The organism is Stenotrophomonas sp. STEN014, from assembly GCF_056760315.1.
Map to the genome: position 1 here is coordinate 415234 of NZ_JBRREN010000001.1, position 26062 is coordinate 441295.

Consider the following 26062-nt stretch of genomic DNA (forward strand, 5'->3'; position numbering starts at 1 on the left):
GTTACCTGGAAGGAGCACGTCGATGGCCTGGTTGTCGTTGTTGTTGTTCTTTCCCTGGTTCTGTGTGGTGGGCGCGCTGTACTGGTGGTTTCCGCGCCAGCCGCGGCATCGCGCCCGCAGGCTGTTCGACGCCGTGATGCTGGGGCTGGCCTTGCTGGTCAGCACCGGCTTCATGCTGTGGGGTTACCGGGTGGGCGCGGCGGAAGGGGCTGCGGGCCTGTGGAAGCAGATCCTGGCGGTGCTGTACGCCTATGGCGGCTTCCTGGCGGTGATGGTGCTGGCGCTGCTGCTGCGCCCGCGGGTGCTCGTGCACTGATCCGGCGGCTGCGACCAAGGTGCAGTGGAAGCGGCCGGCAACGGCTGGCAGGATCGAAGATCGCCTTCCCGGAGCTGCCCGATGTCCGTCGACCCTGGCATCCACACCATCGACACCGCGTTCCAGCGCGATCATTTCGATGCGGCCTATCTGATCGTGCACGGCGGTCGCGGCGCGTTCGTCGATTGCGGCACCACGCACTCGCTGCCGAATCTGCTGGCCGCGGTGGCCCGGGCCGGGCTGCAGCCGGCCGATATCGACTGGCTGCTCCTCACCCACGTGCACCTGGACCACGCCGGCGGTGCCGGCGCGCTGCTGCAGCAGCTGCCCAACGCGCAACTGGTGGTGCATCCGCGTGGTGCGGCGCACATGATCGATCCGGGCCGGCTGATCGCCGGTGCCACCGCGGTTTATGGCGAGGAAGAAATGGCGCGCAGCTACGGGCAGATCGTGCCGGTGCCGGCCGCGCGCGTGGTGGTGGCCGAGGATGGCCATCGCGTGTCGCTGGCCGGGCGTGAGCTGCTGTGCGTGGACACCCCTGGCCATGCCCGCCATCACCACTGCATCTGGGATGCGGCCAGCGGCAGCTGGTTCACCGGCGACACCTTCGGCCTGTCCTATCGCGAACTGGACAGTGACGCCGGGCCGTTCATCATTCCGACCTCCTCGCCGGTGCAGTTCGAGCCGCAGGCGCTGCATGCCTCGATCGAGCGGCTGATGGCGCGCGCGCCGGTGGCGATGTACCTGACCCACTACGGCCGCGTCGAGCAGCCGGCGCGACTGGCGGCCGAGCTGCACGCGCAGATCGACGCGATGGTGGCTATCGCCCGCCGCTGCGATGGTCACGCCGATCGCCACCGGCTGCTGGTGCAGGCGCTGGGCGCGCTGTATGTGGCGCGGCTGCGCCGGCACGGCAGCACCCTGGACGAGGTGCAGGTGTTGCAGGTGCTGGGCATGGATATCGAGCTCAATGCCCAGGGGCTGGAATGCTGGCTGGACCGCGACCGCCGCTGAAGGCTGGAGTGGAGTGCAGTGCACGGCTGTGGCGATCAACGATCTGCGCGGTGGCGTGGCCCCCTCATTAAACAGACACCGCACGCGATAGAATCGCCGCTCTGTCGAACGCTGGTGTCCGCTGTGAATCCGATGCGCATTCTGCTGTTGTCGTCGTGCCTGTTTGCCGGCGGCATCGCCCATGCGGCCAACGACCTTCCCGGCGGCGGCATCGATGCCGAAGCGTTGTCCCGGCACGTGCGGGTGTTGGCCTCGGACGAATTCGAGGGCCGCGCGCCGGCCAGCGCCGGCGAACAGCGCACCGTGGACTATCTGGTCGAGCAATTCCGTGCGTCGGGTCTGCAGCCGGGCGGCGAAAACGGGAGCTGGGTGCAGAACGTGCCGCTGGTACGCGCGCAGGTCGACGGGCCGGTCACCGCGCAACTGAGGCTCGGTGGCACGGCGCGGAAACTGGTCAACGGCGAGGACGTGACCCTGCAGAGCCTGCGCCCGCAGGCGGCCGTGGAGGTGCGCGATGCGCCGCTGGTGTTTGTCGGTTACGGCATCACTGCGCCCGAGCGCCAGTGGGACGACTACAAGGACGTGGACCTGCGCGGCAAGATCGCGGTGGTGCTGATCAACGACGCCGATTTCGAGGCCGATATGGCCGGGGCGTTCGATGGCCGCGCGGTCACCTACTACGGCCGCTGGACCTACAAGTTCGAGGAGGCCGCGCGCCGGGGCGCCGAAGGCGTGCTGATCGTGCACGAGACCGCGCCGGCGGCGTATCCGTGGGCGACGGTGAAGGCATCGGGCACCTCGCCGCTGTTTGACATCCAGCGCAGCCAGGCCGAGGCGATGGCGCAGCACACCACGCTGCGTGGCTGGATGCAGCGCAGCCTGGCCGAGCAGCTGTTCGCCGCTGCCGGGCTGGATTTCGAGGTCGAGAAGCGCAAGGCGATGCGTGCCGACTTCCGGCCGGTGGCGCTGGGCGATGCGCGCCTGTCGGCCAGCTTCAAACTCAAGCGCGAGCCGGTGGTGACCCGCAACGTGGTGGCCAGGCTGGAAGGCGCGAGCCATCCGCACGAATCGGTGATCTTCTCCGCGCACTGGGATGCGTTCGGCATCGGCCAGCCCGACGCCAGCGGCCAGACCGTGCGCCATGGCGCGATCGACAACACCACCGGCGTGGCCGCGCTGCTGGAGCTGGGGCGGGTGTTCGCCGCCGGCCCACGGCCGCAGCGCACGCTGTACTTCATCGCGCTGACCGCCGAGGAGAAAGGCCTGCTCGGGGCCAGCTACTACGCCGCCCATCCGCTGGCGCCGCTGGAAACCACCGCGGCGGTGTTGAACATCGAGATGTTCAGCCCGGACGGGGAAACCGCCGATATCGCCACCTGGGGCAATGGCCGCGTCTCGCTCGAGCAGGACATCGACCGCGTGGCCAAGGCGCGTGGCCGCCACTGGTCGCCCGATCCGAATCTGGAAGCCGGTTTCTTCTACCGTGCCGACCATTTCGCCTTCGCCCGCAAGGGCGTGCCGGCGATCACCGTGGGGGCGGGGCTGGACAAGCGCGACGGTGGCGTGGCGGCCGGCCGCGCGCTGCGCGATGCCTACTTCGCCAGCTGCTACCACCAGGCCTGCGATGCGTGGTCGCCGCAGTGGGATGCACGCGGGCTGGCCGCCGACACGCTGCTGGTCTACGACCTGGGGCTGGAACTGGCCAACAGCCGGCAGTGGCCGCAGTGGCAGCCGGGCGCGGAGTTCGAGGCCGCACGTGAGGCCAGCGACGCGGCGCGGCGCTGATCGCCCATCCCTGCGCCGCTGTTGCAACCCGGCGTTGCAACAGCGGTAGCAGTGGGGGGCCGGTGGTGGCCTAAAATGGCGCGGTCCCCCGCCGGTTCTGCCCATGTCCGCTCCCGTTTCCGCACGGCCCGCCCCGCGCGGTGGTCTTGTCGTCCTCGCCCTGCTGCTGGTGTACGTGGTCTGGGGCTCGACCTATCTGGGCATCCATCTGGCCCTGGAAAGCGGCCTGCCGCCGTTGTCGGTGATCTCCGGCGCGCGCTTCGTTGTGGCAGGCAGCGTGCTCTATGCGTTGCTGCGCTGGCGCGGAGTGGCCGCCCCGACCCGGGCGCAATGGGCGACGCTGGCGGTGATGGGTTTGTGCCTGCTGTTCCTGGGCAACGGCATGGTGGTGATGGCCGAACGCGAAGTGTCCTCGGGCCTGGCGGCGGTGGCGGTGGCCTCGGTGCCGCTGTGGATGGCACTGTTTTCCACCTTGCGCGGCGAGAAGGCCACCGGCGGTGAATGGCTGGGCATCGCGATTGGTTTTGCCGGGGTGCTGTGGCTCAACGCCGGCAGCAGCCTGACCGCCACCCCGCACGGACTGGTGTTTCTGCTGATCGCCCCGCTGGGCTGGGCCGCCGGGTCGATCTGGTCGCGCGGACGCGACCTGCCATCGCCGTTCATGACCGCCGCCGGGCAGATGCTGTGCGGCGGCGTGATCCTGGTGGCCGGCGGCCTGCTGCGCGGCGAGCGGATGGACGCGCTGCCCACGCTGCAGGGCGTGCTGTCGGTGGGCTACCTGACCGTGTTCGGGTCGATCATCGCCTTCACCGCCTATGTCTGGCTGCTGCACAACGTGCGCCCGGTGCTGGCCAGCAGCTATGCCTACGTCAATCCGGTGATCGCGGTGGCGTTGGGCGCGTGGATCGCGCACGAGCGTTTCAGCGGCGCCGATATCGGTGCGATGGCGGTGATCCTGGCCGGCGTCGTGGTCATCACCCTGGCCCGGATCCGCCGCGCATGAACACCACCGGCGACCACCGCAACGGCCTGCTCGCTGTCACCTTGGCGTTTGTGATCTGGGGCCTGTTCCCGCTGTACTGGCATCTGCTCAAGGACGTGCCCTCGTTCCAGATCATCGCCCACCGCATTGTCTGGAGCGCGGTGCTGCTGGTGGGCGGTCTGGGTCTGGTGCGTGGCTGGGGCTGGCTGCGCGAGGTCTGGGCCACGCCACGGCGGTTCTGGCTGCTGGGCCTGTCGAGCCTGCTGATCGGTGCCAACTGGAGCCTGTACATCTGGGCGGTAAATGCCGGCCACGTGGTGGAAACCAGCCTGGGCTATTTCATCAACCCGCTGCTGAGCGTGGTGCTGGGCGTGGTGGTGCTGGACGAACGGCTGGGCAAGCTGCAGTGGCTGGCGGTGGCGCTGGCCGCGCTGGGCGTGGCCTGGCTGACCTGGCAAAGCGGGCGGCCGCCGTGGATCGCGCTGGGTTTGTCGGTCACCTTCGGTCTGTACGGGTTGATCCGCAAGCTGGTGGCGGTCGAAGCGGTGGCCGGGCTGGGCGTGGAAAGCCTGTTCATGGTGCTGCCGGCGCTGGCCTACGTGCTGTGGGCCGAGAGCGGCCACGGCGGCGGCTTCCTCTCCGGCTGGGGCTGGGGCAACGATGCGTTGCTGGTGCTGGCCGGCGCGGTCAGTGCAATCCCGCTGATCGCCTTCGCCTACGGGGTGCGGCGGGTGCCGCTGACGGTGGTCGGGCTGCTGCAGTACATCGCCCCCACCCTGCAGTTCCTGGTTGGCGTGCTGGTGTTCCGCGAGGCGTTCGAGCACCGCCAGCTGATCGGCTTCGGTCTGATCTGGGCGGGTCTGGCGGTGTTCGCGCTCGCCGGACTGCGGGCCGCGACCAGGGCCCGTTCGCGGGCGTGAGGCATCGCGGCCTGCGCCACCGCTGAAACGGAAACGGCGCCCCGCAGGGCGCCGCTCCGTCAACTCACAGCGCGGTGGATCAGAAACGCTGCTGGTACTTCATGTAGATGAAACGGCCGATGTCGAAGCCACCGTAGTAGGTGAAGCTGCTGTTCGGACCGCTGTACATGATCGGGCCTGCGTGCTCGAACACGTTGTTCACCCCCAGCGACACGGTGCCGTCCCACGGCAGCGCATAACGGACCTGCAGGTCGTGGAAGGTGTTGGAACCGACCTGCTTGCTCGGCTGCATGTCCGTGTACGGCGACTGGAAGTCGGGCAGGTTGCACTCCGGGCCACCGTCCAGATCGTAGGAGCACTTCTCCTTCATGCTGGAGTAGTAGCGGGTGGTCCAGCTCACGCCCAGATCACCGTACTGCCAGTCGGCAGTGAGGTTCGAACGCACGCGGAAGTTGCCGCCCCAACCGGTGTACTGGTCGACCGGGGTGGTGGCTTCGTTGTCGCTCTTGCGCGACAGGTAGTCCACATAGGTGGTGTTCCAGCGCAGCGAGACCTGGCCGATCGCCAGTTCCGGCAGGCGGTAGCGGATGCCCACGTCGTAGCCGGCGGTTTCCTGGTAACCGGCGTTGTTCAACGAACGGTTCATGCCGCTGACCTGGCCCTTGTTGGTGCCCGAGGTGTAGCGGGTGAAGCGGTTGCAGGCCGAGGTGATGCCCTGCACGTAGCACTGGTTGAGGATGTCGGTGGCCGACTCGCCAACGATCACGTTGTCGATGCGGATCTTCCACCAGTCCAGGCTCAGGTCCAGGCCGGAGACGAAGTCCGGGCTGTAGACCAGGCCCACGGTCCAGGTCTTGGCGGTTTCCGGCTTCAGCTCCGGGTTGGAGCCGGAGGTGAAGTCGGTCACGGCCTGTACGCCGGAGGTGGTGGCCAGTTCGCCGTCACCGGTCTTCTGGCGGAAGTCGTTGCCCAGGCCGGCTGCGGTGCAGCGGGCGGCGACCTCGGCATTGCGCGCGGCGGCGCCGAAGGCGCGGTCGCACGGATCGGTGATGCGGTCACGGGTGGTGACCGTGCCGCCGTACAGGTCGTCCACGGTCGGCGCACGGAAGCCGGTGCCGTAGGTAGCGCGTACCAGCAGCTCGTCGACCGGCTTCCACTTCAGGCCGAACTTGCCGTTGGTGGTGCCACCGAAGTTGTTGTAGTCCGAATAGCGACCGGCCACGTCCATCGACAGCTCGCGCACGAACGGCAGATCCGCCAGCAGCGGCACCTGCAGTTCCAGATAGACCTCGTCCAGCTTGTAGTCACCGGCGGTCGGCTTGCCGCTGGTACCGGCGATCTGGCCGTTCTGCACCATCAGGTCCGGGGTGTAGCTGGCTTCCTCGCTGCGGTGTTCCACACCCATCGCCGCCATCACGTCACCGGCCGGCAGCGCGAACAGCGAGCCGGAGAGGTTGGCGCTGAACACCTTGGTGGTGCTGCGGATATCGTCGACGAAGCTCTTGAACAGGTAGTCGCGCACGGCCGGGTCGCCACTGAGCGAACCGGGGCTGTTGCTGCCCATCGGTGCCAGCGGATTCCACGGCACGCAGCCTTCGATCACGTTGCCGACGGTGCCGCAGCGGGCCACGCCATTGGCATCGATGAAGGAGGCGCCCACCGCGTTGTTGACGTTCGGCTGGTACATGCTCTGCAGCGTGCGGCGCTCGCCCTCGTTGCGGTTGAACATGTAGCCCACGTTCCAGTCCCAGAAGTGCGAACCGGTCTCGAAGCTGCCTTCCAGGCCCACGCTGGCACGCTTGGTGGTCAGGCTGTTGTTGGTCGCACGCGGGAACTCCTCGGTGCGGTGCGAGAACAGCACGTCCTTGCCCCAGTGGTTGAACGCGCTGTCCTTGGACAGGGCCGCACGCGCGCCGCTGTTGGCCTGCGCCTGGGACACCGAGTACGGGTAGCCGGCCAGCTGCTTGACCGACTCGCGCTCGCTGTAGAGCACGTCGGCGACCACGCGCAGGTCGTCGGTGATCTGGAAGCCGCCGTTGGCGAAGGCCGACTTGCGTTCCAGCGCCGAGAGCAGCGTCATGTTGGTCTTGGTGTTGGCATAGGTGGCGCGGTCGACCGGCTTGAAGTTCTCCTTCTTCGACGGATCGCCGCCCGGACCGACGCTGAGCACCTTGCCATCGACGGTGACCGAGCCCCATGCCGTGGTGCCGTTCAGACCATCGGTGGGGTGATAGGGGCCATTGGGATAGGCGGTGAACTCGCGCGCGCCGCCCAGCACCGGATCTTCCTTGGTGCTTTCGGCGCCGACGCTGAACCAGCCGCGGTCATAGGTCTTGCCGAACGTCGCGCTGTAGGCGCGCTTCTGGCCATCACCTTCGCCGTACTGGCCGACGTAGGCGCTGGCGGTGCCGCCATCGAAGTTCTTGCGGGTGATGACGTTGACCACGCCGGCGATGGCGTCAGAGCCGTACAGCGCCGAGGCGCCGTCGGTCAGCACTTCCACGCGTTCAACAATGGCCGAGGGAATCGAGCCGACGTCGGAGTAGCCGCCGGCGCTGACCCCCATGCGGCGACCGTCGATCAGCACCAGGCTGCGCTCGGGACCGAGGTTGCGCAGGCTGACGAACATGCCGCCGTAGTCGCGACCGGAGGACAGCGCCGAGGCGCGGCTCAGCGCCGGCGCGCCGGCGGCGGTGACGTCCTGCAGGATATCGGCGACGTTGACGTAGCCTTTCTTCTCGATTTCGGCGCGGGTCAGGGCGATGACCGGCTGGGCGGTCTCGACATTGGCCTGGCGGATACGCGAACCGGTGATCTCGATGCGGTCCAGGGTGACCGGGGCGTCGGTGGCGTCCTGCGCGAACGCAACGGGGGTGCAGCTGCTGGCCAATGCGAGGGCAATGGCGGTGTGCAGCGGTTTTGACTTCAGATACATCGCTTTCAGACTTCCTTTCTAACTACGAAAAAAAGCGCCCGCGAGGGGCGCCATGACAGATGCATCACCGTTGGGGGAGGGACGCAGCATCCGCTCACACAGATGCGCTGCCCGCCAGGACTTAGGCGGGCGCGCATCATGGACCAAACGGATAGATGCGTGAAGGGAGGGTTTCCGCCATGGCGCTGTCAACGGGCCGGCCGAAGCGCGGGCAACGACGGTTCCCGCGACGCTGCCCGCAGCCCTCAGGTCTCGCGCAGGGCGGTGGTGATAGGCAAGCGCGCCGCGCGCAACGCCGGGAACAGGCCACCAACCAGGCCGATCCCCAGCGCCCATTTCAGCCCGCTCCACAGCAGCGGCGGTGAGACCTTGAACTGGAACACCACCTGGCTGAAGTTGTTGCCCAGCGTGGAAACGGTGAAGTTGTTGAACGCCAGCCACGCCACCGCCCCGCCCAGCAGGCCGCCCAGCAGCGCCAGCAGCATGGTCTCCAGCATCACCGCGGTGACCACCGGCACGCCCCGGAAGCCGATGGCGCGCAGCGTGGCGATCTCCCGCGCCCGCGTGGCCACCGCCGCATACATGGTGTTGAGCGCGCCAAATACCGCGCCCACCGCCATGATCGCGCCGATCACCGTACCCAGCACCTTGAGCAGTCCGTTGAGGCTTCCGCCCTGCTTGCGGTAGTAGTCGGCGGTGGTCTCCACATCCAGCTTCAGGCGCGGATCGGCCTCCACCGCGGCCTTGAAGGTCGCAAAGCCCTGCCTGCCCTCGGTACGCACCGTGATCGACTGCCAGGCGCTGCGGTTGTAGGTGGCGGCCAGGGTCTGCGCATCGGTCCACAGCTCGGACTCGTGTGCATCGCCGGATTCGAAGATGCCCACCACCGTCCAGGTCTGGTTGCCGAGGTTGAGCGTCCGGCCCACTTCCAGGTCGCGGAACTGCTTCTGTGCGCCGCGACCGGCCACGATCTCGCGCAGGCCGGCACCGAACTGGCGCCCTTCCACGATCCGCACCTTGTCATGCACTGCCCAGGCCTGTTCGCCGACACCGCGGAACTGCGCGTTGACGTCGGTACCGTCGCTGCGCGAGATGACGTTGACCACCTGCGACAGCTCCGGCGATACCAGCGGGCGGCCGTTGTCGCCGCGCGCGACACCGGGCAAGGTTTCCAGCAGCGGTACCTGCTCGCGGGTGATGACCGAATTGGTTTCGGCCTGCGAACCGCCGCGCAGCACGATGGCGGTGGTGTCATTGCCCGTGCTTTCCAGTGTGGCCTGGAAGCCCTGGCCCATCGCCAGCATCGCCACCAGCACGCCGACCACGCCGGCAATGCCGATGACGATCACCGAGGAGGCGCCCCAGCGCTGCGGCAGGCTGGCCAGGCCGATCCGGGTGGCGGCCAGGGCCAGTCGGCCGCTGCGGGTGAGCAGCAGCCACCCTGCGAGTACGATCGCCACGCCGGCCACGCCCACCCACGGCAGCGCGATCCAGATGCCCAGGCCGATGGCCAGCAGGACGATGACCAGCGCATTTGCAAGAAATTTCCTCATCTCGTTCTCCTCAGCGCCCGGCCAGTGCATCGACGATCTTCAGGCGCTTGGCGCGCAGCGCCGGCAACACGCCCACCACCAGCCCGATCAGCACGATCAGCAGCGCACCCATCGCCCAGGTCTGTCCCGGCACCACCGGCGGCAGCAGGCCCATGGTCTTGGGCGCCATGGCCGGCAGCGCCAGCGCCGCCAGTCCCAGACCGGTAGCGCCGCCGAGGCCGACCAGCAGCACCGACTCCACCATCACCAGCATCAACACGGTGCCGTCCTTGAAGCCGAGCGTCTTTAGCACCGCCAGCTCGGGAACGCGCTCGCGCACCGCTTGGGCCATGGTGTTGCCGGTGAGCAGCAGCAGGGTGAAGAACACCGCACCCATGATCGAGGTGACGATCATGCCGATGTCGGCGAACTGCTTTATGAAAGCCTGCTGGAACGCCGACTCGGTCTGGCTCTTGGTCTCATGGTCGGAGTTGGCCGAGAGCGCATCGATGGCCTGCGCCACCCGCGAGGCATGGTCGGGGTTGTCCAGCCGCACGGTGTACCAGCTGACCTGGTTTTTGATGTAGTCGTTGGATTCGTCGAAGTACTTCCAGTTCATCATCAGCTGGCGTTCTTCGTTGGCCGCGGTGGCGGTGTTCCTGGATTTGAATATGCCGACCAGCTGCAACGGCCAGTCGTTGCTGCCGCCGCGCGGAAAGATCGTGGCCTGCAGCGGAATGGTGTCGCCGATCTTCCAGCCGAACTGCTTGGCCAGCTCCTCACCGACGATGGCGCCGGTGCGGGTGGTGCGGAACGCTTCGACCTGGTCCTCGGGGATGTCGAATTCGGTCATCAGGTCGAAGTAGTTCGGTGCCACCGAGAAGTTGGGGAAGAAGTTCCTCTGGTCCTGGTAGATGCCGCCGAACCACATCGCATAGGTGACATCGTCGACGCCTTCCACTTGGCGGATCTGCGATTCCAGCCGGATCGGCAATGACTGGGTGATAGACAGGCGCGAGGCGACCACCAGCCGGTTGGCACCGGCCACGCTGCTGCCGCCGCTGGCGAAGGCCACGCGCACCGAATCGAGCATGCCGAACAGCAGGAACGCGGTGACGATGGACAGCAGCGTGAACAGGGTGCGCGTACGGCTGCGAAACAGCTGCGCCCAGATCAGGGAGAAGTACTTCATGGCGTACCTGCCTGTGCGCCACCGTGAGGGCAGCTGCGCCGTAACGAAGACCGTTGGTGTTGTTTTTTCATGACCGGACTCCTTCAGTGCACCGGGGTGTCGACCAGCTCGCCCTTGTCCAGATGCACGGTGTGGGTGGCGTACTCGGCGGCCTTGGGGTCATGGGTGACCATGATGATGGTCTTGCCATGTTCGCGGTTGAGCAGCTGCAGCAGCCCCAGCACTTCCTCCGCGCTCTGGCGGTCGAGGTCGCCGGTGGGCTCGTCGCAGATCAGGAAGGTCGGGTCGGAGACGATGGCGCGGGCGATGGCCACGCGCTGCTGCTGGCCACCGGACAGTTCATTGGGGCGATGGTCGCGGCGATCGGCCAGGCCGACCAGGGTCAGCGCGATCTGCGCGCGGCGCTTGCGTTCGCTGGCGTTGAGGCCGGTCAGCAGCAACGGCAATTCCACGTTCTTCTGCGCGGTGAGCATGGGCATCAGGTTGTAGAACTGGAACACGAAGCCGACGTGGTGGCTGCGCCAGGTGGAGAGCTGGCCGCCGCTGAGCTGGTCGATACGCTGGTCTTCGATGTTGATCTCGCCGCCGCTGGGCGCATCCAGCCCGCCGATCAGGTTGAGCAGCGTGGTCTTGCCCGAACCGGACGGACCCATCAGCGCGACGAAGTCGCCCCGGGCGATATCCAGATCGATGCCCTGCAGCACCTGCACTTTCTCCGGGCCGCGCTGATAGGTCTTGGTGATGTTGCGCAAGGAAACGAGGGGGCTCATGGGTAGACCTCAGCAGTGACGGAAGGAATGTGGGCCTGCCACCTGGCAGGTGCAGGGCACAGCGGCGTGGAACGACGACAAGGGCCGCACCGCGCTGGAGCGCACAGGCGGTTCACACAAAACCTGCAGCACAATCAGCGCGTGATTCCCGGCACCGCAGCGGATACGCCCGGCCAGCGGGCAGGGCGCTTACTTGTCCGCGCCCGCCAGCGCCACCTTGTCGCCATCCTTCAAGGCATCCGGCGGATCGAGCACCACCGTCTGCCCCACGCCCAGACCCGCCAGCACCTGCTTGTCCTTGCCCAGCGTGGCGCCGGTCTGCACCGCCTGCGCCCGCACGGTGTTGTCGGCCTGCAGCACGAATGCCGTCGGTTTGCCGTCACGCTGCACGATGGCCGCGCCCGGTACCCGTACCCCCTTGGGGGCCGCGGTTCCAGCCGGCGCGGCCTTCTCCAGGAAGCTCACCCGCACGCCCATTTCCGGCACCACACGCGGGTCTTTCACCTTCAACGCTACGCGGACCTTCACCGTGGCCTTGCCGCGGTCTGCGGTGGGGATGATCGCGATCACCTCGCCGGGGATCTTCCAGTCCGGATAGGCGTTGAGCACGATCTCCACGGGCATCTTCGGCTGCACGCGGCCGATGAAGGCCTCGCCCACTTCCACTTCCACTTCCAGCGAATCCATATCGACGATGGTGCCGATGCCGGTGCGGGTGAAGCCGCCGCCGGCCGACAACGGCGAGACGATTTCGCCGGGCTGTGCGGCCTTGGCGGTGACCACGCCGGAGAACGGCGCGCGCACGATGTTGTTGTCCACGCCCAGGTCGGCGATGGCCAGCGCGTCGCGCGCCACCTCGGCGTTGTGGCGGGCGGTGGCCAACTGCGCACGCAGGCTGTCGCGGGCCGCCACGGCCTGGTCGTACTGCGAGCGTGACACCAGCTGCTGGCCGACCAGGGAGTGCAGGCGCGTGGCCTCGGCCTCGCTCTGGCGCAGCTGTGCCTGCAGGCCGCCGATCTGGCTGCGTGCGGCTGACAGCTGTGCGGCACTGAGGCTGCGCTGCGCATTGGCATCGATCGGATCCAGCGTGGCCATCACCTGGCCTTCTTCCACGCGCATGCCTTCTTCGATCATCACCTCACGCACCTTGCCGGTGATCTTGGCCGAGACGGTGGCCATGCGCCGTGCGACCACGTAGCCGCTGGCATCGAGCACCGAGGCGGTGCCGCTGCCGTTCTGCGCCATGGCAAGCACCGGCGCGGTGTCCACCGTCAGTGCCGGCTTGCGCCCCAACCACATGCCCGCGGCCAGGGCCAGCAGCAGCGCCAGACCCGCCACCACCCACCACCAGCGCCGTGATGGCGAGGGGCCGCGCGGCGGCGCGGAGCGGTCGATGCGGAGTTCCTTCAGCAGTTCAGCAGATGCATTCATGTGGGAGAAGACGGCGCGTGACGGGGAATGTGACGGAAGGTACCCCAAACCGGTGCGACGGGAAGGTCAGGGCTGGAGCGAAGCATAGGCAGCCGGCAGCGGCGGCACAGGTGACGGGTGTCACCTGCTTTGCCTGACCGCCGGGACTGCCGCCACGGCCGTGTCGCGCCTACCGTGGCGCCATTCCGCCTGGAGGTGATGGTGATGGAGCAGGGCAAGGAAGTGCTGGCCAGCCTGCGTGGCACATACAAGCGCTACGGTACGGTGGCGGCACTGGCGGGCGTGGACCTGGACCTGTATGCGGGCCAGGTGCTGGCGCTGCTCGGGCCCAACGGCGCCGGCAAGAGCACCACCATTGGCCTGCTGCTGGGCCTGCTGCGCGCCGATGCCGGGCAGGTGCGCTTGTTCGGTGACGATCCGCAGCAACTGGCGGCACGGCGCAATATCGGGGTGATGCTGCAGGAAGCGCAGCTGCCGGAAACCCTGAGCGTGGCGGAACTGCTGCGGCTGTCGGCCAGCTACTACCCGCTGCCGCGTGCCGTGGACGAATGTGCGGCGCTGGCCGGTATCGAGGACCTGCTGCAACGTCGCTACGGAAGACTTTCCGGAGGCCAGCAGCGACGAGTGCAGTTTGCCGTCGCCATCTGTGGCCGGCCGCGCCTGCTGTTTCTGGACGAGCCCACCGTCGGCCTCGACCTGCCCGCGCGGCAGCGGCTGTGGGCCACGGTACGCACCCTGGTGGACGAGGGTGCGGCGGTGGTGCTGACCACCCACTATCTGGAAGAGGCGGAGCAGCTGGCCGACCGCATCTGCGTGATGCGGCGCGGCCAGGTGGTCAGCGACGGCAGCGTCGCGGCCCTGCGGGCCCGCGTGCTGGTCCGCACGGTGCGCTGCCAGTCGCAGCTGGATGCCGCGCAGGTCGCACGCTGGCCGGGCGTGCGCCAGGCCCAGCGCGAGGGCGACCGCCTGCATCTGGCCTGCGACCAGGTGGAGGCGGTGGTGCGGCGCCTGCTTGCTGCCGATCCGGACCTGTCCGCGCTGGAGGTCAAACCGGTCGGACTGGAAGAGGCGTTTTACGATCTCACCCACCCCCACGCACAGGCGGCCTGATGCACACTTCCCCGTTGATCCAAGCCGGTACGCGTACCGTGCCCGCCATGTCCGGCCGGCGGCTGCTCGGTGCCTATCTGCAGGAGGCGCGCGCCGAATGCCTGCGCTACCTGCGCAGCCCCGGCTTCGTGCTGCCCTCGCTGCTGTTCCCCGCCATCTTCTACCTGATGTTCGCGGTGGTGCTGGGGTTGGGGCATTCCGCTGACGGGCCGCGCTTCCTGCTGGGCACCTATTCCACCTTCGGGGTGATGGCGCCCGGCCTGTTCTGCTTTGGCGTATCGCTGGCGCTGGAGCGCGGCAACGGCCTGCTCAGACTCAAACGTGCGCTGCCGATGCCACCGGCCGCCTACCTCATCGGCAAGATGGTGATGGCGATGTTGATGGCGCTGATGATCGGGGTGCTGTTGCAGGTGCTGGCGGTGCTGGTCGCGGGCGTGGCGTTGTCGGCATCCCAGGTGCTGTGTCTGACCGTGACCTGTGTGCTGGGCGCGTTGCCATTCTGCGCGTTGGGTCTGTTGATTGGCACGCGGGTGAAGGGCGATGCCGCGCCGGCGCTGGTGAACCTGCTGTACCTGCCGATGGCCTTGCTGTCGGGGCTGTGGTTCCCGCTGTCGATGCTGCCGCCGCTGCTGCGCACGCTGGCGCCGATCTGGCCCAGTCATCACCTGAACCTGATCGCCCAGTCCTCGCTCGGCTTCGATACGGGCAGCACCTGGCCGCATGTGGCATGGCTGGCGGTGTTCACTGTCGCGGTGACGCTGCTGGCGGCGTGGCGCCTGCGCCGTCATGGCTGATGGCATCATGGCCCGCACTGCAACCGGAGCCGTCCGCTGATGTCCCGTCTTCTCCCCGCCTGGCTTGCGCCGGCCCCGGATTCGGTGGTGGCCGACAACCTCAGGCTCGGCAAGTGGCCATGGATCGACGCGGTGCATCTTTTCTGGACGGTGTGGGTGTTCATCACGCCGATGTTCGGCGGCGGTTACACCGTGCGCTGGGCGCTGATCACCCTGTGGTCGTATCCGTTGTTCCTGCTGCTGTATGCGCTGACCTTGCTGTCACCCCGGCGCATCGCGCCGCTGTTCGCGCTGGCGATGATCGTGTTGTCGCTGGCCTTGCTGCGGGGGTATCCCTCGGGCATCAACTACTTCATTTTCGGCTGCGTGATGCTGCGGACCAACCGCGCCATCGGCACCGGTCGCTACCTGATCGAAGTGCTGCTGTTGAACGTGGTGTTCGTGGCGCTGGCCTCGTGGATCGGCTACCCGTGGCAGACCGTTGCCTGGGTGCCGGTGCTGGCGGTCATCATCGGCATCATCGTCAACGTGGAGCGCGCCAGCAGCGAGAAGGACGCCGCGCTGCGGCTCTCGCATGAAGAGGTGCGCCGCCTGGCCGCCACGGCCGAGCGCGAGCGCATCGGCCGGGATCTGCATGACCTGCTCGGCCATACCCTGTCATTGATCACGTTGAAAATGGAGCTGTCGCGCAAGTTGTTCGAGCGTGACCCGCAGCGATCGCAGCGCGAGCTGGCCGAGGCCGAGCAGATCGCCCGGGATGCGCTGGCACAGGTGCGCAGTGCGGTCACCGGATTCCGCGCCGCCGATCTGGCCGCCGAACTGGCGTCGGCGCATCTGCTGCTGGAGTCCTCGCATGTGCATCTGCGCTATTCGCCACCGCCGCCGATGCCGGCCTGGATCGAGGCGGGGCTGTCGATGATCCTGCGCGAAGCGGCCACCAATATCGCCCGGCATGCCCAGGCCAATGCGGCGCAGATCGCCATCCACAGCGAGCCCGGCGCGGTGTGGATGGAGGTCGTCGATGATGGCCGAGGCGGTGTGGCGGCCAATGGCAACGGCCTGGCCGGCATGCGTGAGCGGGTACTGGCGCTGGGGGGCGAGCTGCGGATCGATTCGCCCAAGGGGCAGGGAACACGGTTGAAGGTGCGCATTCCCGTCACTGCCACGACGCCGTCGTTGCCGCTGGCAGATGCTGCACCGTTGCCGCCTGACGCAGCCGCGGCCGGGGAGGTCCGCGCATGATCCGCATCCTGCTGGCCGAGGACCAGGCGATGGTGCGCGGCGCGTTGTCGGCGCTGCTCAACCTGGAGACGGATATCGAAGTGATTGGCACCGCGGCCGATGGCGAGATCGCCTGGCGGGAGCTGCAGCGGCTCACGCCCGATGTGCTGGTCACCGATATCGAGATGCCGGGACTGACCGGGCTGGAACTGGCCCAGCGCGTGCAGCGCCACGGGCTGCCGGTGAAGGTGGTGATCGTCACCACCTTCGCGCGAAGTGGCTTCCTGCGCCGCGCGCTGGATGCCGGCGTGCAGGGCTATCTGCTCAAGGATGCTCCGGCCGAGAAGCTGGCCGAGGCCCTGCGCCAGGTGCAGCGCGGTGGCCGCGCGATCGATCCGCAGCTCGCGGTCGAAGCGTGGTCCGAAGCCGATCCGCTCAATGACCGCGAGCGCCAGGTGTTGCGACTGGCCGGCGAAGGCCGCTCGGCCAACGAGATCGCCGAACAGCTCGGCCTGTCGCACGGCACGGTGCGCAACTACCTGTCCGAATGCATCGGCAAGCTCGGCGTGGCCAACCGCATCGAGGCGTATCGCCTCGCGCGGCAGAAAGGCTGGCTGTAGCCGTTACGGACGCTCGCGGCGTGGGCCGCGGGCCATCGCCTGGAACACGCCGTCGCGGCGCACCCAGGCGTGGTACAGCGCCGCCGACAGGTGCACCAGCACCGTGGCGAACAGCAGGTAGGCCAGGAGCCCGTGCGCTGCCCGCAACGGCGCATACAACCCGGGCGAGTGCGGCACGATCGCCGGCAGATGCACGCTGCCGAACATCACGACCGGATAGCCGCCGGCCGACAGCATCGCCCAGCCGATCAGCGGCATCGCCAGCATCAGCGCATACAGCACCCAGTGCGATGCCACCGCGGCGAACTTCTGGAGGGCAGGCAGATCGGCTGGCAGCGGCGGCGCGCGGTGGCTCAGACGGTTGCCCAGGCGCACCAGTGCCAGCAGCAGGATGGCGATCCCGAGCGGGCGATGCAGGTCGATCAGCACCGGCCGCAAGGTCAGCGAGGCGACCATGATCACGCCGACAAACAGCATCGTCAGGATCAGCACTGCCATGCTCCAGTGCAGCAGGCGGGCGAGCAGGTTGAAGTGCGAAGGATCAGGTTTCATGGGTGAGCCGCTCATCGGGTTACTCCCTGGCCGGTGGCTTGGATGGCTTTGCCGCTGGCGATTTCGCGTTCGCGCCGGTCGAATGATTTGGCATACACCGCCGAGCGCGCCGCCAGGATCGGATCATCGGACGCTTCCACGCCGGTGGGCAGGATCAGGGGATCGAAGTTCAGATCGCGGCAGGCGCCGTCGGCCTGCGGCTGCCACTGCAGCAGTGTCAGCGTGCCCACGGTCACCTGCCGGCGGTTTTCCGGCCAGGGTTGGGAGGGATCGTCGATCGCATCACCGGGCTCGGGCAGGCTCACCTGCATGTCCCAGCGCACCGGGCCGGCGGCCAGGCGCTGGCCCAGTTCCTCGGCCAGATAGTCCAGCGGAGCCTGCGCGCGCTGGGCCTTGTCCATTTCCACAAACGGCGCCTGGGGCCGCATCGACCAGCGCACCGGCTGGGTGTCGCCGGCAGCATTGATGAAGCGGAAGCTGTGGATACCGTTGTAGGCGGTGTTGGCCCAGCTGCTGGACCACGGCGCCGACTTGGCCCAGGCCTGGAATCGCCGCGCCTGCGGGTACTTGTCCAGGAAGACGGCCATCTTGGCCGGGTCGGGCTTGCCGGTGGCCGGATCCGGGATCTGGGCGCGGGTCTGCTCCAGAAACGCCGCCGCCGAGGGCACGGCGAAGAACGGGAAGCTGTTCATCGCCATCCGCCACTCCTGGCCGTCGTCGCTGCGCAGTTGCAGCGCCATGCTGCGCACGCGGGCCGCGGCATCGGCGCCATGCGGATCGCCGCCGCCGATCGACATCCGCCCCAGCACCGGCACCGCCGTCTGCGAGAACACCCGGGCTTTGGACAACGCAGCGCCCTCGGCCGTGCCCTGGAAGGTGCCCGTCACACAGATGCCCTTGCTGTGGGCCCGGCGGAAACCGGGATGCCGCGCGCCGGTGGCCTCGATCGTGTTGATGAACGTGGACGCGGTCAGGCGCTGGCTGCTGCCGATCCAGCCGGCCGACCAGGCAAAGGCGACCGCGCCGAGCCCGGCGATGCCCGCGATGGCGGCCAGCGGCAGCCAGCGGTGCCGGCGCGTTGCAGGAGGAGGGGAGTCGGCAGTCATGGGCGTTTCCTGGGTATGTGGGCAGGTAGGACGTGCGGGCGCGCGATCTATTCCATCGACCGGCGGGAAATATTCCGGAAAGGTTTTGCCCGGCCCGGGAATAATCCTCCGACCTTAGCGTCATACCTGTAACTCTGCCGCCTGACTGTGATGGATACCTTCGACGACGAACGCCTGCGCGCGCTCCTGCCCCGCCTGCGCCGGTTTGCCCGCTCACTGGCGGCCGATCCGGCCAGTGCGGACGATCTGGTGCAGGCCACGCTCGAGCGCGCACTGCGACGCTGGCATACCCGGCGCGAGGACGATGCGCTGCAGGCCTGGCTGTTCTCCATCCTCTATCGCCAGTTCATGGACGAACGCCGGCGCGCGGCGCGCTGGCAGCGGGTGGTGGCCTTGTTCGCACCGCAGCAGGCCGGCATCTCGCCATCGGCAGAGCGCGTACACGATGGACGTGCGCAGCTGGCCGCCTTTGCCCGGCTGCCGGTCGAACAGCGGGCGTTGCTGATGCTGGTCAGTGTTGAAGGCTTCAGCTATCGCGAAGCGGCCGAGGCGCTGGGCATTCCGATCGGCACGGTGATGTCACGGCTGTCGCGGGCGCGCGACCGGCTGCGTGCGCTGGATGAAGGCACCGCCGATACCACTCCGGCACTGCGGGTACTGAAATGAACACACTGCCTCCCGACGACGAAGCACTGCACGCCTACGTGGATGGGCGCCTGGACGCCGACCGTGTCCGCACCCTGGAGCACTGGCTGCAAAACCACCCGGAGCAGGCCGCGCGCATCGCCGGCTGGAAACGCGATGCCGCCTCGCTGCGCGCGACCTGGGCCGGTCTGGAGCCATTGCCGGCCGATACCCCCCTGGCACCGCCGCAGATCCGCCGCCAGCTGCAGCGGCAACGACGCGCGCGGCTGGGGCTGGTCGCCAGTTGTGTGCTCGCCCTCGGTCTTGGCACGACGCTGGGCTGGCAGGCGCGCGAGCTGCGCATGGCCGGTGAGCGCCTGCCGATGGCCGATGCCGTCGCTGCCTACCGTCTGTTTGCCGACACGGATATGCCGCTGGAGTCCGGGGCCGGTCGTGACAGTCCGCTGCAGGGCTGGCTGCAGGCCAACTTCGGCGCGGCCGGCGCGGCGCCGGACCTGCAGTCGCAGGGGTTCCAGCTGCAGGGCGGACGCATGCTGTCCACCCCGGAAGGCGCGGCGGCCATGCTGGTCTACCAGGATGCCGACGGGGCCCGCATCGGCCTGTATCTGCGGCCGCGCAGCGACCGCTTCAGCCAGGGCGAGCGCCGCGATGGGCGCCTGCTGGCGCAGTACTGGGCGGAGGGAAATACCGCCTTCGCGCTGGTCGGGCCGGCCACCCAGGCACGGATGCGCCAGTTGCGACCGTTGTTGCACACCGCGGGCTGACGCCTGTCAGGACATCAGCCCGCAGCGGTGATGCTCAGCGGCCGTAGCGGGTCTTGAGCATCGCCCAGGCCGAGCGCAGCGCCAGCGCTTCGCCACCGGCCGGACGGCCCGCGCGCTCGCTGTCGTTCCACGCGTACACGTCCAGATGCGCCCAGGTCTGGCCGGCTTCGATGAAGCGTTCCAGATACAGCGCGGCGGTGACCGAGCCGGCCATGCGCGAACCGGCATTGGCCATGTCGGCGATACCGCTGTTGAGGTAGCGCAGGTACGGGCGCCACAACGGCATGCGCCAGACCGGATCGCGGGTGGCGTCGCCGGCGTCGAGCCACTGCTGGGCCAGGGTGTCATCGTTGGCGAACAGCGCCGGCAGGTCCGGACCCAGCGCGATCCGCGCCGCACCGGTGAGTGTGGCGAAATCGATGATCGCCTCGGGCTGCTGCTCGCTGGCATAGGTCAGCGCATCGCACAGCACCAGCCGGCCCTCGGCGTCGGTGTTGTCGATCTCCACGGTGATGCCCTTGCGGGTGGTGATGACCTCGCCGGGACGGAACGCGTCCGGGCCGACCGCGTTCTCCACCGCGGCGATCAGCAGGGTCAGCCGCACTGGCAGTTCCTGTGCCATCACCAGCCCGGCCAGCGCCAGCGCGTGGGCGGCGCCGCCCATGTCCTTCTTCATGTTGCGCATGCCATCAGCCGGCTTCAGGTCCAGGCCGCCGGTGTCGAAACACACGCCCTTGCCGACCAGCGCCAGATGCGGCGCATCGGCCTTGCCCCAGCGCAGTGCGATCAGTCGCGGTGCACGGTGCGAGGCGCGGCCGACCGCATGGATGGTCGGGAAATTCTGTTCCAGCAGTTCGTCGCCGGCGATCACTTCCAGTTCGCCGCCATGGGCGTTCACCAGCGCACGTGCGGCATCTTCCAGCTGCTGCGGGCCCATGTCCTCGGTGGGCGTGTTGACCCAGTCGCGCACGCGCAGGCAGGCGGTGATGACATCGGCCACTTCGCTGGACGGGGAGGCCAGCAGTTGCGCCGGTGCGCGTGCCGGCTTGCGGTAGCGGGCGAAGCGGTAGCTGCCCAGGCCCCAGCCCAGCTGCAGGTTGCTGGCACTGGCCATATCCAGTTCGCCGGCCACCTTCCAGACACTGCCGGCCGGGAGCGCGAACGGGGCGTGCGCATAGCTGTAGGCATCGGCGCGATCACCCACGCCCAGCACCGCACCGGCCAGGCCGTCGGTGCCGGGCAGCAGCGCGACCGAGCCGGGCGCGGCGCTGAACTGCTGGCTCTTCAGCCAGGCCTGCAGGGCGGCCGGCTGCTGCGCGTTCCACGCGGCAAAACCGTTGTGGTCGAGCACGTACAGGGGGAGCGCGTGCGAAGAATCCGTGGTGAAACCATTGAGCGTGGACATGCAATACCTCTACTGCGTCTGGTGGCGGCCGCCGGTTCAGGCCAGGTGGCTGGATGCGTTGGCATCGAGCCAGTCGGCCAGTCCGGTCAGGGTGTCGAACTGCAGATCGGGCTGCAGCTCCGGATGGGTCCATGTATGTGCGTCGCGATTGATCCAGCAACCGCGCAGGCCCGCGCGGATGGCGCCGGCCACGTCCATCTCGGCGTGATCGCCGACGTGCAGCACCTGTGCCGGCGCCACGCCGAGGCGCTCGCAGGCGGCATGGAAGATGCCCGGGTCCGGCTTGGCCGCACCGAACTCGCGCGAACCCAGCTGGAAGGCGAACAGCTCGCCGATGCCGATGCGCTGCAGATCGGCGTTGCCATTGCTGACCGCCGCCACCGGCACGCGCGTGGCGATACGGCGCAGCGCGGCCAGTGCATCGGGATAGAACTCGACCTGGTTGCGCGCGGCGTAGAACGCTTCGTAGGCCGGCTCCAGCAGCGCCGGGTTCGCGCCGCTGTTGTCCAGCGCTTCGGCCAGTGTCAGCCGCCGCAACGCGCTCAGGTCATGGTGCAAGTGGGGGTTGTCGACGAAGGTGCGTTCGCGCAGTTCGCGCATCGCTTCCACCGGGTACAGGGTGGCCGTCGCCGGGCTGTGCTCGCGCATCCAGTCGTGCAGCACCTGGTCGATCCGCGCGCCGATGGGCGCGAACGGCCAGAGGGTGTCGTCCAGATCGAGGGTGATGGCTAGGACAGGGAAGTTCACCTGGCCATTTTACGTCAAGCCATCGGCGCAGGCCTGCGATGCACTATTCCAGCAGCCTGGCCCAGCCCTGCATGCCGTCCAGCCGGGTCAGCACCAGTTTCACGCAGACCAGCAGCGGCACCGCCAGCAACAGCCCGACCATCCCCCACAGCCAGCCGAACAGCATCAGCGCCAGGATCAGCATCAGCGGCGAGATCGCCATGCTGCGGCCGAGCACCACCGGCGTCACCAGCTGGCCCTCCAGCGTGTGCAAGGCCAGGTAGCACAGCGCCGGCAGGAACGCGGTGAGCGGATCGCGGAACTGCACAAAGCCCATCAGCAGCATCAACGCGATGCCGAGCAGCGGCCCCACGTAGGGCGCGAAATTCAGCAGTGCCGCTACCGTGCCCCACAGCAGCGCTTCGGGCAGCGCGATGCCCAGCAGCATCAGCGCGCCGGCCAGGGCCAGCCCCAGCAGCACGTTGATCACGCTGATGGTCAGCACGTAGCGCGAGATCTCGCGCTCGATCGAGCGCAGGATGTCGGCGGTGAAACGCTTCTGTTGGCGGGTGGGCAGCAGCGCCAGCACATGCCGTTGCAGGCTGTCGCCATAGATCATGAAAAACAGCGTCAGCAGTACCACCGCCAGCGCCGAGGCTGCCAGCTTGGGCGTGCGCACCAGCGCCTTGTAGGGGTCATCGAGCTGGGTACGGATCACCTGCACCTTGCGGCTGCCCTCGCCGGCGGCGGCGCGGGCAAAGCTCTCGGCCGCCTGGTTGGCCTGTTGCACCGGTTTGACCAGCGCCTGCACCTGGCGCGAGATCTGCCGCATCTGCTGCGGCGCCTCTTGCACCCAGTCGCTGGCCGGCCCGGCCAGCTGCACCGCCAGCGCGCCACTGCCGGCCAGCCCGCCCAGCAACACCAGCACGGCGCCCAGAAACCGCGGGACATGCAGCCTCTGCAGCCCGCGGATGATCGGGTTGCCCACCAGTGCGAAGAACATCGCCAGCAGCACCGGCAGGATCACGCTCTGCGCGGCCCACAGCGTGTAGCCGACGGCCAGGGTGGCCAGCACCACCAGCGCCGTTGGCGAACGCGGACGTGGCGCGGGGGCCGGCGGGTCCTCAGGTGCGGCAACTTCGGGCAACGACTCGGACATGCGGACGATGCTCAGAAAGAGGGAGGGGCGGTGTGCCGGCGCGGGAGCTCAGGACTCTGATACGTCGGTGGCGGCTTCGGCCGCGCGTGGCTGCACGGGGTCGGCTGCGGCAGCGGTCGAAGCGGCGGTTTCGGCCGCCTGTCCGGCATCATCGGCCGCGGCGCTGGCCTGTTGCGCCGCCATGCCCGCGGCCGCGGCCGCAAACGAAGCCACCGAGGCCTGTGCCGAGGCCACCAGTCCGGAGACCGAACCGATCATCTGCAGCCAGCGGCCACCGCTGAAGGCGCCACCGGGCTCCAGCTTGCCGGCCGCAAAGCCGCCGGCCAGGCCGGCGATGACGATGCGTCCGGGGGTCCAGGCGCGCCGCCAGACATGGTTGAGCAAATTCCACTGGGTGAGGGTTTCGGTGCTGCGGACCTGCACCACGGCTTCGGCGCGCCGCACGCGGCGCTGCAGGACTTCGAACTTCATGGCGTGTTGTCCCCGGGCACGGTCACGTGGGCATCGGGATCTTCATCGCCGGGCTCATCGAACAGGCCCATCCGCGACAGCTGCCGGCGGGTGGCATGCATGCCGGTGTGGTGGAAGAAGTACGACACCCGCCAGATCGCATAGCCGGCCATCGCCAGACTGGCGAGGGTGGGGACCAGCAGCGATATGAACAGTGACAGGCCCAGGTACTGCAGCAACGCGACCAGCGTGGCGGCCAGCAGCAGCCACGCCGAGGCGCCGAACACGATCGCCACCCCGCTCCAGGCCAGGGCACGGCCGAAGGCGCTGCGGGCCAGGGCCAAATCGGCCGACGCCAGGCGCCGCAGCGAACGGAACGTGTGCGAGGCCGAATCCAGCGTCTGGCGACCGGCATTGCCGATCTGGCGGATGCTCTCTTCCAGTCCGGGGGCTGGCGCATCCGCTCCTGCCGGTTCACCCGGTGGCAGTGTGGCGTGTTCGCTCACGCCGGTCAGTCGTTGCTGCGGGCGAGCTTGGCGATGATCCAGCCGGCGGCGAAGGCCACGCCGAAGGAGGCCAGTGGCCGCTCGCGGATCAGCTCGGCGGCGCTGTCGATCAGATCCTTGCTCTTGTCCATCAGCGCGTCCATCTGTTCCTTGGCGGCGGCACCGCCCAGCTCGGCCGCGGCCAGGCCGGACAGGGCGCTGTCAGACAGCTCGGCCTTCATGTTGGCCTTGCCCAGACGCAGTTCGTCAGTGGCGGCGCCGGCGGCGCCCTTGACCGCCGAACCGGCGGCATTTGCGGCCGACTTCAGGTGCGCGCCGGCCTCGCCCAGATGCTCTTTCATGTTTTCGGTATTGGTGGGGCTCATCGTGATCTCCTGGTTTCAGCGGGAGCGCCGCGAGGCGGCGCGCGGGTTGCAGCGGGCGTCCAGAAATACCAGTCGCGGGGTGTAAGGCGCGTTACGGACGATGAACCATCATCGCATCAACAGCTGACCGCGCGTGTTGCCGCGCAGAATGCTCAGCGCCAGTTGCGGCGGGCGCGGCTGGAAACTGGCGCGCCAGCTGGCCAGATCGGTGAACTCGCCGCTGCTGGCGGCAAGAATCACATCGCCACTGGCCAGCCCCGATTGTGCGGCGCGGCTGCCACGTGCCACGTTGCTGACCAGCACGCCGTTGAGGCCGGCCTGACGCAGTGATTCGGGCAGATCGGCGAAGGTCGCGCCGCTCAGGCGCGGATCCAGCGTTTCGCCGCTGACCGCACGCGGCTGTTCCTTCAAGGTGGCTTTGAGTTGCAGCGCTCTGCTGTCGCGACGCACTTCCAGCTCCACCGTGCGGCCCACCGGCTGCAGGCCCTCGAAGTTGTGCAGCGCCTGCGCGTTGTCCACGCGCTGGCCATTGATCGCGGTGATCACATCGCCGGCCTTCAGCCCCGCGGCCATCGCCGCCGAGGCGGGCAGCACCCGCGTCACCAGTGCGCCGCGTGCTTCGGCCAGTCCCAGGCCCTGCGCGATCTGCGGGCTCAGGTTCTGCGTTTCCACGCCCAGCGTGCCGCGCACCACCACGCCCTTGGTGATCAGCTGCTCGACCACGTCGCGCGCCAGGTTGGAGGGAATGGCCAGGCCCAGGCCGATGTTGCCGGCCATGCTGCCCTGCGGGTTGAAGCTGGCGGTGTTGATGCCGATCAGCTGGCCGGACAGGTTGACCAGCGCACCGCCGGAGTTGCCCGGGTTGATCGAGGCATCGGTCTGGATGAAGTTCTGGTAGCCCAGCCCGCGGATGCCACTGCGGCCCACCGCCGAGACGATGCCGCTGGTCACCGTCTGGCTGAAGCCGAACGGGTTGCCGATGGCGACCACGAAGTCGCCCACGCGCAGCTGGTCGCTGTTGCCCAGGCGGATCTCGGTGAGCTTCTCGGCCGGGATGCGGATCAACGCGATGTCGGTGTCGGCATCGGAGCCGAGGAACTCGGCCTTGACCGTACGTCCGTCGGCCAGGGTCACCTGCACATCGTCGGCGTTTTCGATCACATGGTGGTTGGTCAGCACATAGCCCTTGGCCGCATCGATGATCACGCCCGAGCCGAGCGACTCGTTGATGCGCTCGGCCGGCACCTGCGGGAACAGGCGGCGGAAGAACGGATCGTTGAAGTAGGGGTTGCGCACCCGTACCACCTGCTTGGTATTGACGCTGACCACGGCCGGCATCACCTGCTCCAGCATCGGCGCCAGCGAGGGCAGCGGCTGCCCGGCCACCGAGGCCGGCAACGCGGCCGTGGCCGGCAGCGCGCTGGCCAGCGGCGCTGCATCGGCACGGTTGTCCAGGTGGGCGTTGATCGCCGTGGCGGTGAAGCCGCCGAAGGCGGCGGCCAGGGCCAGAGTCAGCAAAGTGGGGATCGGTCGCATAAGTGCGGTAGCTCCGTGCACAGGCGCCAGGGGGCGCGTCGGGATGGGGCGGAATTCACTGAACGCGAGTGTGGCCGGCGACGGCTAAATCGACAATGAAATATTCCGCACCGCCGCAATCCCAAGGCCGGCAAGCGCTTCGCCGATTGCAAGGGGCTGGCGGCAGATTTTTCGTTTGACATCACCTTGCCGCTGGGTAAGCTTGGCCTCGCCATCAGCCACAAGA

General features: G+C 68.3%; 25 protein-coding genes. 11 read left to right on the forward strand and 14 right to left on the reverse strand.

Annotated features, from left to right (window positions below; genetic code table 11):
- Nucleotides 1-22: 22 nt before the first annotated feature.
- The 5 genes from ACVOMC_RS01660 (at nt 23) to rarD (ending at nt 5017) form a co-directional block, all read left to right on the forward strand.
- Nucleotides 23-316, forward strand: coding sequence for a hypothetical protein (locus ACVOMC_RS01660; RefSeq protein ID WP_054659624.1), 294 nt, complete (start codon nt 23-25; stop codon nt 314-316).
- Nucleotides 317-397: 81 nt separating this feature from the next.
- Nucleotides 398-1330, forward strand: a complete 933-nt coding sequence (locus ACVOMC_RS01665) for an MBL fold metallo-hydrolase (RefSeq protein WP_481522586.1) — start codon at nt 398-400, stop codon at nt 1328-1330.
- 132 nt (nt 1331-1462) lie between these two features.
- On the forward strand, nt 1463-3115 hold the full coding sequence (locus ACVOMC_RS01670) for a M28 family metallopeptidase (RefSeq protein ID WP_481522587.1): 1653 nt from the start codon (nt 1463-1465) through the stop codon (nt 3113-3115).
- Between the two features lie 103 nt (nt 3116-3218).
- A complete protein-coding gene (gene yedA, locus ACVOMC_RS01675; RefSeq protein ID WP_481522588.1) occupies nt 3219-4118 on the forward strand; it encodes a drug/metabolite exporter YedA in 900 nt (299 codons plus the stop codon).
- Nucleotides 4115-5017 carry an EamA family transporter RarD gene (gene rarD, locus ACVOMC_RS01680; protein WP_481522589.1) on the forward strand — a complete coding sequence of 301 codons (903 nt, stop codon included), beginning with the start codon at nt 4115-4117 and terminating at the stop codon, nt 5015-5017. The genes yedA and rarD overlap by 4 nt, the downstream gene beginning before the upstream one ends.
- A gap of 79 nt (nt 5018-5096) precedes the next feature.
- On the opposite strand, the gene ACVOMC_RS01685 is transcribed toward rarD, so the two are convergent.
- The 5 genes from ACVOMC_RS01685 to ACVOMC_RS01705 all read right to left on the reverse strand — a co-directional run bounded on the left by ACVOMC_RS01685 (nt 5097) and on the right by ACVOMC_RS01705 (nt 12877).
- Entirely contained in the window at nt 5097-7952 is a 2856-nt protein-coding gene (locus tag ACVOMC_RS01685) for a TonB-dependent receptor (RefSeq protein WP_481522590.1), read from the reverse strand.
- A 245-nt stretch (nt 7953-8197) separates the two neighbouring features.
- Entirely contained in the window at nt 8198-9505 is a 1308-nt protein-coding gene (locus ACVOMC_RS01690; RefSeq protein ID WP_481522591.1) for an ABC transporter permease, read from the reverse strand.
- A gap of 10 nt (nt 9506-9515) precedes the next feature.
- The gene (locus ACVOMC_RS01695) at nt 9516-10676 is read right to left on the reverse strand and encodes an ABC transporter permease (RefSeq protein ID WP_481522592.1); all 1161 of its coding nucleotides are present in this window, start codon (nt 10674-10676) and stop codon (nt 9516-9518) included.
- 83 nt (nt 10677-10759) lie between these two features.
- Entirely contained in the window at nt 10760-11446 is a 687-nt protein-coding gene (locus ACVOMC_RS01700) for an ABC transporter ATP-binding protein (RefSeq protein ID WP_481522593.1), read from the reverse strand.
- A gap of 189 nt (nt 11447-11635) precedes the next feature.
- Nucleotides 11636-12877 carry an efflux RND transporter periplasmic adaptor subunit gene (locus ACVOMC_RS01705; protein ID WP_481522594.1) on the reverse strand — a complete coding sequence of 414 codons (1242 nt, stop codon included), beginning with the start codon at nt 12875-12877 and terminating at the stop codon, nt 11636-11638.
- Between the two features lie 204 nt (nt 12878-13081).
- On the opposite strand from ACVOMC_RS01705, the gene ACVOMC_RS01710 reads away from it, so the two are divergent.
- The 4 genes from ACVOMC_RS01710 to ACVOMC_RS01725 are packed head-to-tail and all read left to right on the forward strand — an operon-like array spanning nt 13082 to nt 16622.
- Nucleotides 13082-13987, forward strand: coding sequence for an ABC transporter ATP-binding protein (locus tag ACVOMC_RS01710; protein ID WP_481522718.1), 906 nt, complete (start codon nt 13082-13084; stop codon nt 13985-13987).
- Nucleotides 13987-14781, forward strand: a complete 795-nt coding sequence (locus ACVOMC_RS01715; protein WP_481522595.1) for an ABC transporter permease — start codon at nt 13987-13989, stop codon at nt 14779-14781. The genes ACVOMC_RS01710 and ACVOMC_RS01715 overlap by 1 nt, the downstream gene beginning before the upstream one ends.
- 39 nt (nt 14782-14820) lie before the next feature.
- Nucleotides 14821-16023, forward strand: a complete 1203-nt coding sequence (locus ACVOMC_RS01720; protein ID WP_481522596.1) for a sensor histidine kinase — start codon at nt 14821-14823, stop codon at nt 16021-16023.
- The gene (locus tag ACVOMC_RS01725) at nt 16020-16622 is read left to right on the forward strand and encodes a response regulator transcription factor (RefSeq protein ID WP_057505847.1); all 603 of its coding nucleotides are present in this window, start codon (nt 16020-16022) and stop codon (nt 16620-16622) included. The genes ACVOMC_RS01720 and ACVOMC_RS01725 overlap by 4 nt, the downstream gene beginning before the upstream one ends.
- Before the next feature lie 3 nt (nt 16623-16625).
- On the opposite strand, the gene ACVOMC_RS01730 is transcribed toward ACVOMC_RS01725, so the two are convergent.
- Nucleotides 16626-17174: a cytochrome b gene (locus ACVOMC_RS01730; protein ID WP_481522597.1), complete on the reverse strand. Its 549-nt coding sequence runs from the start codon at nt 17172-17174 to the stop codon at nt 16626-16628.
- Between the two features lie 11 nt (nt 17175-17185).
- A complete protein-coding gene (locus tag ACVOMC_RS01735; protein ID WP_481522598.1) occupies nt 17186-18280 on the reverse strand; it encodes a catalase family peroxidase in 1095 nt (364 codons plus the stop codon).
- A gap of 150 nt (nt 18281-18430) precedes the next feature.
- Here ACVOMC_RS01735 and ACVOMC_RS01740 point away from each other — a divergent pair, with 150 nt between their 5' ends.
- Both ACVOMC_RS01740 and ACVOMC_RS01745 read left to right on the forward strand, forming a co-directional pair.
- The gene (locus ACVOMC_RS01740) at nt 18431-18946 is read left to right on the forward strand and encodes a sigma-70 family RNA polymerase sigma factor (protein WP_481522599.1); all 516 of its coding nucleotides are present in this window, start codon (nt 18431-18433) and stop codon (nt 18944-18946) included.
- Nucleotides 18943-19689 (forward strand): anti-sigma factor family protein, encoded by a 747-nt coding sequence (locus tag ACVOMC_RS01745; protein ID WP_481522600.1) that lies wholly within the window; start codon nt 18943-18945, stop codon nt 19687-19689. Before ACVOMC_RS01740 ends, ACVOMC_RS01745 begins: the two co-directional genes overlap by 4 nt.
- A gap of 34 nt (nt 19690-19723) precedes the next feature.
- Here the strand turns inward: ACVOMC_RS01745 and ACVOMC_RS01750 are convergent, their stop codons facing one another.
- The 7 genes from ACVOMC_RS01750 to ACVOMC_RS01780 form a co-directional block, all read right to left on the reverse strand.
- Nucleotides 19724-21094 carry a leucyl aminopeptidase family protein gene (locus tag ACVOMC_RS01750; protein WP_481522601.1) on the reverse strand — a complete coding sequence of 457 codons (1371 nt, stop codon included), beginning with the start codon at nt 21092-21094 and terminating at the stop codon, nt 19724-19726.
- Between the two features lie 36 nt (nt 21095-21130).
- Nucleotides 21131-21841 (reverse strand): HAD family hydrolase, encoded by a 711-nt coding sequence (locus tag ACVOMC_RS01755; RefSeq protein ID WP_481522602.1) that lies wholly within the window; start codon nt 21839-21841, stop codon nt 21131-21133.
- Between the two features lie 43 nt (nt 21842-21884).
- A complete protein-coding gene (locus ACVOMC_RS01760) occupies nt 21885-22979 on the reverse strand; it encodes an AI-2E family transporter (RefSeq protein ID WP_481522603.1) in 1095 nt (364 codons plus the stop codon).
- Between the two features lie 48 nt (nt 22980-23027).
- Complete coding sequence (locus ACVOMC_RS01765; protein ID WP_481522604.1) at nt 23028-23450, reverse strand: protein sip-5; 423 nt, start codon at nt 23448-23450, stop codon at nt 23028-23030.
- Nucleotides 23447-23935 carry a phage holin family protein gene (locus tag ACVOMC_RS01770; protein WP_481522605.1) on the reverse strand — a complete coding sequence of 163 codons (489 nt, stop codon included), beginning with the start codon at nt 23933-23935 and terminating at the stop codon, nt 23447-23449. Before ACVOMC_RS01770 ends, ACVOMC_RS01765 begins: the two co-directional genes overlap by 4 nt.
- Before the next feature lie 5 nt (nt 23936-23940).
- Nucleotides 23941-24300 carry a hypothetical protein gene (locus tag ACVOMC_RS01775; protein ID WP_054660582.1) on the reverse strand — a complete coding sequence of 120 codons (360 nt, stop codon included), beginning with the start codon at nt 24298-24300 and terminating at the stop codon, nt 23941-23943.
- A gap of 108 nt (nt 24301-24408) precedes the next feature.
- Complete coding sequence (locus ACVOMC_RS01780; RefSeq protein WP_481522606.1) at nt 24409-25836, reverse strand: Do family serine endopeptidase; 1428 nt, start codon at nt 25834-25836, stop codon at nt 24409-24411.
- Between the last annotated feature and the right edge of the window lie 226 nt (nt 25837-26062).